This window comes from Bacillus weihaiensis (genome assembly GCF_001889165.1).
In the GTDB taxonomy this organism is placed as follows: domain Bacteria; phylum Bacillota; class Bacilli; order Bacillales; family Bacillaceae; genus Metabacillus; species Metabacillus weihaiensis.
Genome location: NZ_CP016020.1, coordinates 1,078,913 through 1,091,691, shown reverse-complemented (window position 1 = coordinate 1,091,691; position 12,779 = coordinate 1,078,913). Strand labels below are relative to the sequence as shown.

Annotated in this window: 11 protein-coding genes and 1 riboswitch; of the genes, 1 reads left to right on the top strand and 10 read right to left on the bottom strand. The window is 36.5% G+C overall.

Features of this window, described 5'->3' with window-relative positions:
• Positions 1-254 precede the first annotated feature (254 nt).
• The 6 genes from A9C19_RS05170 to A9C19_RS05140 all read right to left on the bottom strand — a co-directional run bounded on the left by A9C19_RS05170 (position 255) and on the right by A9C19_RS05140 (position 5,720).
• Entirely contained in the window at positions 255-623 is a 369-nt protein-coding gene (locus A9C19_RS05170; protein ID WP_083584286.1) for a hypothetical protein, read from the bottom strand.
• Between the two features lie 169 nt (positions 624-792).
• Positions 793-1,320, bottom strand: coding sequence for a YfiT family bacillithiol transferase (locus tag A9C19_RS05165; RefSeq protein WP_072578951.1), 528 nt, complete (start codon positions 1,318-1,320; stop codon positions 793-795).
• 535 nt (positions 1,321-1,855) lie between these two features.
• Entirely contained in the window at positions 1,856-2,032 is a 177-nt protein-coding gene (locus tag A9C19_RS05155; protein ID WP_072578949.1) for a helix-turn-helix domain-containing protein, read from the bottom strand.
• A 521-nt stretch (positions 2,033-2,553) separates the two neighbouring features.
• Positions 2,554-3,315 (bottom strand): succinate dehydrogenase iron-sulfur subunit, encoded by a 762-nt coding sequence (sdhB, locus tag A9C19_RS05150; RefSeq protein ID WP_072578948.1) that lies wholly within the window; start codon positions 3,313-3,315, stop codon positions 2,554-2,556.
• Positions 3,315-5,078 carry a succinate dehydrogenase flavoprotein subunit gene (sdhA, locus tag A9C19_RS05145; RefSeq protein ID WP_072578947.1) on the bottom strand — a complete coding sequence of 588 codons (1,764 nt, stop codon included), beginning with the start codon at positions 5,076-5,078 and terminating at the stop codon, positions 3,315-3,317. Before sdhA ends, sdhB begins: the two co-directional genes overlap by 1 nt.
• A 33-nt stretch (positions 5,079-5,111) precedes the next feature.
• On the bottom strand, positions 5,112-5,720 hold the full coding sequence (locus A9C19_RS05140) for a succinate dehydrogenase cytochrome b558 subunit (protein ID WP_072578946.1): 609 nt from the start codon (positions 5,718-5,720) through the stop codon (positions 5,112-5,114).
• Positions 5,721-6,244: 524 nt separating this feature from the next.
• Between A9C19_RS05140 and A9C19_RS05135 the strand changes: the two genes are divergently transcribed.
• Entirely contained in the window at positions 6,245-6,730 is a 486-nt protein-coding gene (locus A9C19_RS05135; RefSeq protein WP_072578945.1) for a YslB family protein, read from the top strand.
• 40 nt (positions 6,731-6,770) lie between these two features.
• Here the strand turns inward: A9C19_RS05135 and A9C19_RS05130 are convergent, their stop codons facing one another.
• The 4 genes from A9C19_RS05130 to A9C19_RS05110 all read right to left on the bottom strand — a co-directional run bounded on the left by A9C19_RS05130 (position 6,771) and on the right by A9C19_RS05110 (position 12,707).
• Complete coding sequence (locus tag A9C19_RS05130; protein ID WP_072578944.1) at positions 6,771-8,000, bottom strand: aspartate kinase; 1,230 nt, start codon at positions 7,998-8,000, stop codon at positions 6,771-6,773.
• Between the two features lie 367 nt (positions 8,001-8,367).
• A riboswitch (Lysine riboswitch) is annotated at positions 8,368-8,551 on the bottom strand.
• Between the two features lie 127 nt (positions 8,552-8,678).
• On the bottom strand, positions 8,679-10,460 hold the full coding sequence (gene uvrC / locus A9C19_RS05120; protein WP_072578942.1) for an excinuclease ABC subunit UvrC: 1,782 nt from the start codon (positions 10,458-10,460) through the stop codon (positions 8,679-8,681).
• Between the two features lie 290 nt (positions 10,461-10,750).
• Entirely contained in the window at positions 10,751-11,065 is a 315-nt protein-coding gene (trxA, locus tag A9C19_RS05115; RefSeq protein WP_072578941.1) for a thioredoxin, read from the bottom strand.
• A 664-nt stretch (positions 11,066-11,729) separates the two neighbouring features.
• Complete coding sequence (locus A9C19_RS05110; RefSeq protein WP_072578940.1) at positions 11,730-12,707, bottom strand: electron transfer flavoprotein subunit alpha/FixB family protein; 978 nt, start codon at positions 12,705-12,707, stop codon at positions 11,730-11,732.
• Between the last annotated feature and the right edge of the window lie 72 nt (positions 12,708-12,779).

Below are 12,779 nucleotides of genomic sequence, written 5' to 3'. Positions count from 1 at the left end.
TACCCTTTCCACACGGAATGGCTTCAGCCTTTGTTCTGCCGACTTCACCTGAGCTCCAGACCCCATAATCAGTCAATTATGACGCATGCAGGAATATTAATGGGATAGTTTCAAAATACGTGGTTTTATCATTCCTATCCTCGGTTATGAAGTTAGGATTTCCGTAGAAATCCCTTGTCTTTTCACACATAAGCGCTTATGACAAAACTTGTCGCGCTGCTCCGATAGTTTAATAAGTTATATTAATCAAAAATTTAACTGGATACTGATTGTGAATTCCTAACCTTCTTCCATTGAAAAAATATTCCGATAAGTGCTATAAATAATACAATCCAAAAGTAACCATTACTAAATGATATTCCAGTAGTCGATTCCCCGCCTAAAATGGTAAACAACCCCATTAGAAAAAGGATATAAACAATAGTAAATACTTGCCACTTTAATACATTTTTACTATCAACACTTCTTTTCCTTTTGAATAACATACTTACTAAATACAATCCAATAACAAGAAAACTAAATACAGACTTTGGCACTTCCACTAATAGAGAATTATTTGGAAAGTAATCATAAACGAATAATATTGTAAAACAGAAGATTATAAGCATAGCGATATACTTCAAAATTTAAACCCTCCTCAATTTATTTTCCCATAAAAACTATACTTTTGTTGAACTAACCTGCCACTATAGTTCAATAACTGATACAAAAAAATGCTTTCCCTTTCTTTAAGGAAAGCACCCTATAGTTTAAGTACATTTTTTCACAATCTTTTAAAAAAAGGCTATCGAATTACCAACCCATACGTTGTTTAAGAGCCTCAATTTGTGCAATATGATGTCTACCGTGCCAAGCATACCTTTGTGTTGCAACATCTAGATTCATTAAGCCGTGTGTAGGACTCTTAAATGTCCTTTCAAAGTCATATGTGGATAATGAACAGAATAATATTACGAATCTACAGTGGATTGATTCAATAAGGTTTAAAGATGTTTCAATCGGCGTATTTTGATAATCGCTCAATTCTGCCCATAAATCTTCTCGATAAGAACTTGCAATTGGGTTATCTTCGGTTAGTGCTTTTTTGAAACGGATAAAGGCATTCATATCATTATCAGCCATATGGTGAACTACCTGTTGAATAGTCCAGCCACCAGGACGGTATTGCGTATGGAGTTGTTCAATAGATAGGTTTTGTACTGTAAGCCGAAGGAGTTTCGGTAATTCTGAAATTTCCTGAATCCATTTGTTACGTTGTTCTGAAGTTGGATTCTGTAATGGTTCAAATTGACCTATAGGAAAACGAATCTGTTCGTTCATAAATTCCCACCCTTTTCTAGAATTTTAACATTACAAATATTCGATAAGCATTGTTATCATTCCTTGTTCTTCAAGTAACCTGCCCTTTAGTTTAAGTACATTTTTTCATAAATGATATCAATTATTTTAACATAAATATCCAATTTTTTATGTAAATCAATAACATCTAAATTTACACCTTGAAACACATCTAATAAATAATCTTGTTTGTTCATACAAAAATGCAGTGAGATTTTTTGAAATCCCTCTGCATTTATTTTCATCAATAAATGTTTTTTCCTACCTAGATACCTTAAATAAGAACAGCTTCGCAACCTTCCCTATTTAATCCGATTTCTTACTTCTCCCAAAGTACAACTCAAGTGCTTTCAAAAATGCTTCTTCAATTTTCATCGTTCCATAGGTTTCTTTACCCAACTTCAACGGAGAAGACGACTGGCTCATGCTGCATCACCTCAATGACACTATATGCATGTGTCGTTAAGGGACTGCCCTACAAAGTTTTATTCAATTAGAAAGGTTGATTTATCAAGCTTTATTCGAGTTTGCAATTACTACGCATCGCATTCGAGATGTGATTTCGAACCGTTTTTTCGCTTATGAAGAGCTCACTAGCAATTTCCTTAGTTGTCTTATCTTGAACTAACAATTCGAATACTTCTCTTTCTCTTTTCGTGAGTAGTGGCTTTGATTGAAACTCTTTCTCTTTCAAGTATTGTAACCCTCCTTGCTAAGGTGAGAGCTGATCTAACGGATGGGTATATATTTAGTCAACATATTCTATGTGGTTTCAAGGTACTCTGTGACAGAAAGCGTTACGAATTCAGCTTTTACTACGTCCATTTTTTCTATATTGACTTTATTTCCACTAAAATGTGCTAATAAACACTTAGATCCCCAAAGAAGCATATGACTCTCCCTGCTCAATTTACGTATGAAGCTATGATGTTCACATATCCTTCTTTCTTCAAAGTATGTAAAATAAGTGGATTTGTTCATAAAAAGAAGCGGAACTTTATGTAACTTTGTTGAGTTGTTGCATTCACACTCTTCAATTTGGCGTAACAGCATGGAAACAATCTTGCACAGTTACACGGAGGAAAAGAAACAGATCATAGAACATTACAAATACAAAGCCTTCCTATATTAGTCGTTTTCAAAAAAAAAAGCGTGAATTCGTAGTGAATTCACGCTTTTTTTATAACTAAAAGATAGATTTCTCGCTTACCTTCCTTATCCTCTGTCACTACCGAAGAAGTTACGGAATGACTGGAGAGCAGTATCTCTGTTAAGAGCAGCAATTGAAGTCGTTAAAGGAATTCCTTTAGGACATGATTGTACACAGTTTTGAGAGTTACCACAGTTAGCAAGTCCACCATCTCCCATAATAGCTTCTAATCTTTCGGACTTGTTCATTTCTCCTGTTGGATGAGCATTAAATAATCGTACTTGTGATAATGGTGCTGGTCCAATGAAATTCGATTTACTATTTACATTTGGACAAGCCTCTAGACACACACCACAAGTCATACATTTTGATAGCTCATAGGCCCATTGACGTTTCTTTTCAGGCATACGTGGTCCTGGTCCTAAATCATACGTACCATCAATTGGAATCCACGCCTTAACCTTTTTCAATGAATCAAACATACGCTTACGATCTACTTGCAAGTCACGAACTACTGGGAAAGTACGCATAGGCTGTAAACGAATTGGTTGTTCAAGCTGATCAACTAATGCCGTACAAGATTGCCTTGGTTTCCCATTAATCACCATTGAACATGCACCACATACCTCTTCAAGACAGTTCATATCCCAGTTAATTGGTGTTGTTTCTTTTCCATCTGAGTTAACCGGGTTACGACGGATCTCCATTAAAGCAGAGATAACGTTCATATTTGGTCGATAAGGAATTTCAAATTTCTCATCAAATGGAGCGGAGTCTGGTGATTCTTGTCGGGTAATAATAAACTGAACTACTTTATTCTCGCTCATTATTTAGCCCCCTCTTTGCTTTTAGAATAATCACGCTTACGTGGCTTAATTAGCGATACATCAACATCATCATATCTGAACTCTGGTGCTGTGTGATTGCCCGTGTACTTAGCCATTGTCGTTTTTAACCATTCTTCATCATTACGATCCGGGAATTCTGGCTTGTAATGTGCACCACGGCTTTCATTTCGATTGTATGCACCAAGTGTAACCACTCTTGAAAGATGTAACATATTCTTTAATTGTCGAGTAAATGCAGCACCTTGGTTACTCCATTTAGCCGTATCATTGATGTTAATATGATCGAATCTTTCAATGAGTTCTTGGATTTTTTCATCGGTTTTTAATAGTTTATCATTATGTCTTACAACGGTAACGTTATCTGTCATCCACTCTCCAAGCTCTTTATGAAGAATGTATGCATTCTCTTTTCCGTCTAAGTTCATGATATGATTCCATTTCTCTTCCTCTTGCTTAACATGACCATCAAATAGAGAAGATGAAAGATCTTCAGCACTCTTTTCAAGACCCTTAATATATTTCACTGCATTAGGTCCAGCTACCATTCCACCATAGATAGCAGATAGTAGTGAGTTAGCTCCTAAGCGGTTAGCACCGTGCATAGAGTAATCACACTCACCTGCAGCAAACAATCCAGGAATATTTGTCATTTGGTCATAATCCACCCATAGTCCACCCATTGAATAATGAACAGCAGGGAAGATTTTCATCGGTACTTTTCGAGGATCATCACCCATGAATTTTTCGTATATCTCAATAATTCCACCAAGCTTAATATCCAGTTCTTTAGGATCCTTGTGAGAAAGATCAAGGTATACCATATTTTCGCCATTAATCCCTAACTTTTGCTCTACACACACATCAAATATTTCACGTGTTGCAATATCACGAGGTACTAGGTTTCCATAGGCAGGATATTTCTCTTCTAGGAAGTACCAAGGCTTTCCATCCTTATATGTCCATACACGTCCACCTTCACCTCGAGCAGACTCACTCATTAAACGGAGTTTATCATCACCAGGTATAGCAGTAGGATGAATTTGAATAAATTCTCCATTTGCATAATATACACCTTGCTGATACACGATTGATGCAGCTGAACCTGTATTAATAACAGAGTTTGTTGATTTACCGAAGATAATTCCAGGACCACCAGTTGCCATGATAACAGCATCTGCTCGGAAGGATTCTATTTTCATAGAAGTTAAGTTTTGGCCTGTAATCCCTCTACATACTTGATCATCGTCTATGACAGCTCCTAAGAACTCCCATCCTTCATATTTCGTAACAAGACCTGCTACCTCATATCGACGAACCTGCTCATCTAATGCGTACAATAATTGCTGACCTGTTGTAGCACCTGCAAATGCAGTACGGTGATGTTGTGTTCCCCCGAAACGTCTAAAGTCTAGTAAGCCCTCTGGCGTACGGTTAAACATAACACCCATTCGGTCTAATAGGTGAATAATTCCAGGGGCTGCATCAGCCATCGCCTTAACAGGTGGTTGGTTTGCTAAGAAATCCCCACCGTAAACTGTGTCATCAAAGTGCTCCCAAGGTGAATCTCCCTCACCTTTAGTATTAACAGCCCCGTTGATCCCACCCTGTGCACAAACTGAGTGTGATCTTTTAACAGGAACTAGAGAAAATAAATCTACTTGAACTCCTGCCTCAGCAGCTTTAATAGTAGCCATAAGGCCCGCTAATCCGCCACCGACAACGATAATTTTACTTTTACTCATTAACCCCACTCCCTTTAGATAGCTATTGCTGGATTAAACGAATGCAAAGATTGCGCGAACACCTACAAATGTAAGCGCTAAAAATATTCCTAGCGTAACATATGTTGAGATAACTTGTGAGCGAGGAGTAACAGTAATACCCCAGCTTACTGCGAATGACCATAAACCATTAGCAAAATGGAATGTAGTTGAAATAACACCAATTAAATAGAATGCTAGCATGAAAGGACTTGATAAGATCGATGCCATCATATCATAATTCACTTCAGCACCTAATGCTGCAGCAATTCTAGTTTCCCAAACATGCCAAGCAACGAAGATAAATGTAATAATTCCTGTAAAACGTTGTAACATGAATAACCAGTTACGCACATAACCATAGTTACTTACATTGTTTTTAGCAGTAAATGCGATATAAACTCCGTAAATTGCATGGTATAAAAGCGGTAGGAAAATAATTACCGTTTCAAGTACATACCTAAAAGGTAGCATTTCCATAAAGTGTGCCGCTTCATTAAAAGCTTCAGGACCTCTAGTCGCAAAATGATTGACAACTAAATGTTGAATCAAGAAGATTCCCACCGGAATTACTCCTAATAATGAGTGCAGTCTACGATTAATAAACTCTCGGTTTCCAGCCATTGTACTTACCCCCTAGTATCAATAATACGCTCACGATTACATAAATTTTAAAGGATCTCACTCCATGAATCTTTTCCTACTAAAACTTAGAATCTATTAAAATTGATTCTTCATTTAAAGTTAAGGGAAAGGATTATAGATAACTGAGCAGAGTTTGGTCTCATTCTCTGTTCATATGAGATAATTGTGACAAATACATTTTACTCCCATAAGGAATGACCGTCAAGAAAACGCGTTCATAAATTATAATTTTGTGAAAAATCTTTAAATCTTATAATTTATTTTATCAATATATTTAAATATCAGGCAAGTAATTCTTGACTCTTTTTCCAAAATTACCACTACTTACAAAATCTCTACAATTTTTTAGTGTAAGTGTTTTCATCAAAAGTTTTGCTTACACTTACAGTTATCTCTTTCATTCATAGAATCAGTAAAAAGAACCATTGTAAATTTGCTTAATATTTCATGTGTTTCTCTAATCATGTTGTTATATAATAAAGTAGAAAGAGAGGAATACCGTGATGAAACAAACTGAACGAATCAGTAAAGAAGATTTAGCAGAAAGACAAATACCTGCATTTGGTTACGAACTACTTAGAGAAGTTCTTTTACCGGATGTTTTAGGACAAGATTATGCCAACATGCTTTATTGGGCTGGAAAAAGCTTAGCTAGAAAGTTCCCCGTCACTTCGATCGAAGAAATATCTGAGTTCTTTCACACTGCTGGCTGGGGAGATCTAGTGCTTAGCCACGATAAAAAGAATGAAATGGAATTCGAATTAACCAGTGAATTAATTTCAATCCGGTTTAAACATGAAAATGGGCACACCTATCAAATGGAGGCAGGTTTTATTGCTGAACAACTCCAAATGATGAACCAGCATATAACAGAAACGTATGAGCAGCTTAAAAAGCGTTCAAACAAAGTCGTTTTCACAGTAAAATGGGACAGCAAGGATACAATTGAAGATCTTTCATATGGTAAACGAAGTGATCGTAAGAAATAGGGGAGAGCGGGATATATCCCCTCTCCTTTCCCATGCCAACTTATACAGAAGCTACCTCTTTTGAAAGCTCAAATGCATCATGTAATGCATTAACAGCATCAACCATATGTACTTGGTCGACAACTGTAGAGACTTTAATTTCTGACGTACTTACCATCTTCACCTGTATTCCTTCATTTGCCAAGACATCAAACATCTCTGCAGCCACTCCAGGATTAGACACCATTCCAGAACCAACGATGGATACTTTTGCAAGCTGTGATTCTGACTCAATTTTATCAAATTGTAAGATAGATTTATGTTGCTCTAAAATAGAGATTGTATCCTCTAGGGCATTTGTTTTTACTGAGAACGAGATAGATGTTTTTAAGTCACTCGTCGTATTTTGAATAATAATATCAACATTCACTCCATTTGTAGCAAGTGTCGTAAAAATGGTGGATAGAGTCGTTAGTTCATTTGGTAATCCTAAAACCGATACTCTTGTTACTTGGTCCTCAAATGCAATTCCTCTTACAACTAAGTTTTGTTCCATGCTTGATTCCTCCTCAATTAACGTTCCTCTTTCATTTTCCATACTTGACCGTACTTCTAAGGCTACTTGATAGTTTTTTGCAAACTCTACTGCTCTTGGATGTAGAACACCAGCTCCTAAATTAGCTAATTCTAACATTTCATCATAAGAAATTGACTCTAGCTTACGGGCAGATTTTACACATCGTGGATCTGTTGTATATACACCTGTAACATCTGTGTAGATATCACATTTCTCCGCTTTTAATGCAGCAGCCAAAGCAACCGCAGTTGTATCAGATCCTCCTCGTCCTAATGTTGTAATTTGACCGTCCTCAGATACTCCTTGGAATCCTGCAACAACTACAATTTTTCCCTTCGAAAGCTCTGTTTTCACATTCTCTGTTTGTATGTTTAAAATTCTTGCGTTACCATGTGATGCTTCTGTTTCAACACCCGCTTGCCAACCTGTAAAGGAGGTCGCTTCATAGCCTTTTTCAGCTAAGGCCATTGACAATAAGGAAATTGTCACTTGTTCCCCAGTTGTTAATAGCATATCCATCTCTCGTTTACTCGGCTTTGAAGAAATCTGATTTGCCAAGTCAACTAATTGGTCCGTTGATTTTCCCATTGCAGAAACGACAACCACTACATCATGTCCCGCATTTTTTTCTTGTATAACACGCTGTGCAACATGTAAGATCCTCTCAACAGATCCAACTGATGTTCCACCAAATTTTTGTACGATGATACCCATTAAAACCCTCACCTTTCCATTATGAAAACTTTGACATTTCTTCATGTTACATGTGCTTTTTTCGCCTTTTCCACTATTGATCTCGTTTGTTATGGTAAGGATGATTCACAAACTGCTCTCTCATACAACCTAGTCTTAAAACAAGAGGTGCAAACATTCGGGACACAATTCCTTGGACTGGTTAAAGATGCGGCGAAAAAGCAGCAGATAAGCTTGCTATTGTTCTTTTTTCACCGCTATATACCTAGTACTTTGATCGACTGTGCTTACAAGCAAGGAAATTTCAATGTTTTAGTCAAGAACAACAAAAAAGCAATGGGACAAAAATATCCCATTGCTAAGTACAAACAGACAAGCTGTTTTTAGACAATGAGATAGCTCTCCAAGAATCAATACGAATCCCTGACAATTTTACACCTCTTAAATGTAAAACCAGCGATAAAAGCAAATGGTCTTTTATCACTTCGGCGAATCTCCCTTTCTCCAATTTTCATAGGATACCATTTATCCTCCAACTGGTTACTAATGATTTTCGCGCCTCTACCTTCATTTAACAAACTAACGATCATATGAAATTACTATAAAGATTATCAAACTTTTTAACTTCAATCAAGTCTATTTTTAGAAAAAGTGGTTTTACCCACTGATTTATCCACTTAAAAGGTTTCCGAACGAAACCTACGATTCGTTATTTTTCAAGTGTTGGAATATCGTGTTTGCAATCGTTGAAGGTATACCAGCCTGTGATAACTCTTCAACACTTGCTTCCTTCATTTTTTTTACTGAGCCGAAATGTTTTAATAACATTTTCTTTCTTTGTGCACCTACACCTGGTATTTCATCGAGTATTGACTGAAATGCAGTCTTTCCACGTACATTTCGATGGAAGGTTATTGCAAACCGGTGAACCTCATCTTGAATTCTTTGGAGAAGGTAGAATTCCTGACTATTTCGTTCTAATTGAATAAATTCTGGAGGAGCACCAATTAATAGCTCAGAAGTACGGTGTTTGTCATCTTTCACTAATCCAGCAATTGGAATATCTAGTGACAATTCATCAATAAGTACCTCTTGTGCAGCAGCTAAATGACCTTTCCCCCCGTCAATGATGATAAGATCTGGTAAAGGAAGCTCCTCTTTTAATGCTCGACTATATCTTCTTCTAACAACTTCTCTCATCGAATCATAATCATCTGGTCCACTAACACTTTTAATCTTATATTTTCGATAATGCTTTTTCGCTGGTTTCCCATCTTCAAATACAACCATAGCTGAAACAGGATCTGTTCCTTGTATATTTGAATTATCAAAAGCCTCAATACGATGCGGAGTTGCAATACCTAATATGTCTCCTAAATTTTCAACCGCTTTTATCGTTCGTTCTTCATCTCGCTCAATTAGCATGAATTTTTCTTTTAAAGCAATTTTGGCATTTTTATGGGCAAGTAGGACCAAATCCTTCTTCTTACCTCTTTTAGGCTGTAACGTTGTGACATCTAAAAATTTCTCAACAAGCTCCTCTTCTACACTATCAGGCAATAAGATTTCTTTCGGGATAAAATGGCTAGCCTTAGAATAAAATTGCCCTAAAAAAGTTAAAAATTCTTGCTCAGGAGTATCATAAATCGGGAACAGTGAAACGTCTCGTTCAATCAACTTCCCTTGCCTAATAAAAAATACTTGGACACACATCCATCCTTTATCATAGGCATACCCAAAGGCATCGCGATCAACAAAGTCATTTAACGTCATTTTTTGTTTTTCCATTGTTGCTTCTATATGGAGAATTTGATCTCTAAATTCCTGAGCACGTTCAAATTCTAATTTTTCCGATGCATCTACCATCTTTGCAGAAAGCTCTTCTTTAATCGTTTTAAATCCTCCATTTAAGAATTTAGATATTTCTTCAACAAGCTGACGATTTGTCTCTACAGACACCTCATTCACACACGGAGCCAAACATTGACCCATATGATAATACAAGCAAACACGATCTGGTAAGGTAGAACATTTTCTCAATGGATATAACCTGTCTAACAGCTTAATTGTTTCTCTAGCTGAAAAAACGTTCGGATAAGGTCCAAAGTATTTCCCTTTATCCTTTTTCACTTGTCTTGTCACCAGTAATCGAGGATGACGTTCGTTTGTGATTTTAATAAAAGGATAGGTTTTATCGTCTTTTAACATGACATTATATTTCGGATCATACTTCTTAATTAAATTTAATTCTAGTATTAAAGCCTCAAGGTTAGAGGACGTAATGATATATTCAAAATCTTCAATCTCATTCACTAAACGTAATGTTTTACCATCATGAGATCCAGTGAAATAAGAACGGACTCTATTTTTTAAAACTTTCGCTTTTCCCACATATATAACAGTTCCCTGGCGATCCTTCATAATGTAACAGCCAGGCTGATCTGGAAGAAGTGAGAGCTTTTCCTTCAATTTATCTATCATAGCAAACACTCCTCATCATAAAGCAGCAATAAACGCATAGGTTTATTCTATCATGACCATCACGTGTAATCCCATGTTAAAATGTCGAATTATACACAATTATTTCCTAAGAAATAGATGAATTTACAGCACTTGCAATAGGCCAACTTTTAAGAAAGGCGCATGAAGCTATATGGCGAAGCACTTGTTCACAGTTGTTGCATTTTGTAGGTTCCTAAGCAATAAAAAAGGACTGACAATACGTCAATCCCTTTTCATCTTCTTATGATATTTACTAAGTTACGTAAGGATTAAACGTGTTTGTTTAATACTTCAGCAAGTGCTTCTTTAGGTTGGTATCCTACAGCTTTGTCAACTACTTCTCCATCTTTAAGAACAAGTAGAGTAGGGATACTCATAACACCAAACTTACCTGCTGTTTCTTGGTTTTCGTCAACATCAACCTTTACGATTTTTACTTTGTCACCCATATCTGTATCAAGTTCTTCAAGAACAGGTGCAATCATTTTACAAGGTCCACACCAAGGAGCCCAGAAATCAACTAGTACTACACCTTCGTTTGTTTCAGTTGAAAAAGTTTGATCAGTAACATTTGTAATTGCCATTGTAATTCCTCCTAATATGTTGCGTAAATTATGTTTTGATTATAGCATTCACACATAAACTAAGCTAACTTTTTGCTTCATTACATACTTTCCCCTAAGATTTTTTATCAAAACATAGATGTTTATGTATCTTTTTGTTGAATTTAACAGAAGATATTTATAATGAACATAAAGACTACTTAATATTTAACTTCATTTTAGTGTAAAACAAAGCACATAAGCTTAGGTCTGATTTGAATACCTTATTGCTGTTACAAATATGTTCATTACATGATCTTGTAGGTGAATGTAGGGTGATGTATTTGAGGTGGTTTCTAAAAAGCTACAAAGCTCAAAAAAGAGTGGTAAATACAGGGATCAATACGTAACACAATAAATGAATGTTAAAGAAAGTAATATTCTTCGTACCCTGAGTTGCTTATTAATGAGTGAAGTTAGTAAAACAAGGATGGTTGATTTCGCTACACCACTTGCTCTCCTCATTTCCCCAAGAGTCAAGCGGCTATCACAATTGCAGTAGTTAGTAATAATCGTATTGACAGATAAAATAAGCTTTTACATGACATAAGAACCCGAACAATTAGAGATAGAAATCATTAAGAAATGATCTAATCGTTCGGGTTTATCTGGGGCTAAATCTACTTATGTCCAAGCCTCTTTCCTCTTATGCATGTACTTTTAACTTCTTAAATTCTTCTGTAAGTAATGGAATCACTTCAAATAAATCCCCAACGATGCCATAATCCGCAACTTTAAAAATATTCGCTTCTGGGTCTTTATTAATCGCTACGATTACCTTCGAATTAGACATTCCTGCTAGATGCTGAATAGCTCCTGAAATACCACATGCAATGTATAAGTCAGGTGTAACGACTTTTCCCGTTTGACCAATTTGCAGGGAGTAATCGCAGTATTCTGCATCACATGCTCCACGTGAAGCACCTACAGCTCCACCTAGCACCTCTGCTAATTCATTCAATGGTTGGAATCCATCTTCACTCTTCACACCACGACCACCTGCAATAACAACCTTTGCCTCAGATAGATCCACACCTTCAGAAGCTTTTCTCACAACCTCTTTGACAATGGTACGAAGATCTTTTATTTCAACTGAATGAGACGTAACGTCCCCTGATCTTGAATCATCCTTATCAAGGGAAGGAATATTATTTGGTCGGATCGTTGCAAAAATAACTCCATCCGTGACAATTTTCTTCTCGAATGCTTTTCCAGAATAAATTGGTCGAGTGAAAACAACATTTCCTCCTGTTACTTCAATAGCCGTTGCATCTGAGACAAGTCCAGAACCTAATTTAGCTGCAATCTTCGGTGACAAATCCTTTCCTAAAGCGGTGTGACCAAAGACTATTCCTTCAGGGCTTTCCTCTTGAATAACAGATAATACGGCTTGTGAATATCCGTCAGGAGTATACGTAGTTAATTTAGGATCCTCGACTGTAATGACACGATCTGCTCCGTAATGAACAAGTTCTGTTCCTAAAGAAGCCACTGTGTCTCCAACTAATAGGGCAACTACCTCTCCACCTTCAGCAATTGTTTTACCAGCAGCAATGGCCTCAAATGAAACATTTCTTAGCGTTGCATCACGAACTTCACCTAATACAAGTACTTTTCTTCCCATCATTATTTCCCCCTGTTCAAATTATCCTCGGTATTTCTCCCACTCATTCTAACGATCTATTAAACTATAAAA

Bases quoted from the DNA above. Each gene is read 5' to 3' on its own strand.
- A9C19_RS05165 (WP_072578951.1), bottom strand. From the start codon at position 1,320: ATGAACGAACAGATTCGTTTTCCTATAGGTCAATTTGAACCATTACAG.
- sdhB (WP_072578948.1), bottom strand. From the start codon at position 3,315: ATGAGCGAGAATAAAGTAGTTCAGTTTATTATTACCCGACAAGAATCA.
- sdhA (WP_072578947.1), bottom strand. From the start codon at position 5,078: ATGAGTAAAAGTAAAATTATCGTTGTCGGTGGCGGATTAGCGGGCCTT.
- A9C19_RS05140 (WP_072578946.1), bottom strand. From the start codon at position 5,720: ATGGCTGGAAACCGAGAGTTTATTAATCGTAGACTGCACTCATTATTA.
- A9C19_RS05135 (WP_072578945.1), top strand. From the start codon at position 6,245: ATGAAACAAACTGAACGAATCAGTAAAGAAGATTTAGCAGAAAGACAA.
- A9C19_RS05130 (WP_072578944.1), bottom strand. From the start codon at position 8,000: ATGGGTATCATCGTACAAAAATTTGGTGGAACATCAGTTGGATCTGTT.
- uvrC (WP_072578942.1), bottom strand. From the start codon at position 10,460: ATGATAGATAAATTGAAGGAAAAGCTCTCACTTCTTCCAGATCAGCCT.
- trxA (WP_072578941.1), bottom strand. From the start codon at position 11,065: ATGGCAATTACAAATGTTACTGATCAAACTTTTTCAACTGAAACAAAC.
- A9C19_RS05110 (WP_072578940.1), bottom strand. From the start codon at position 12,707: ATGGGAAGAAAAGTACTTGTATTAGGTGAAGTTCGTGATGCAACGCTA.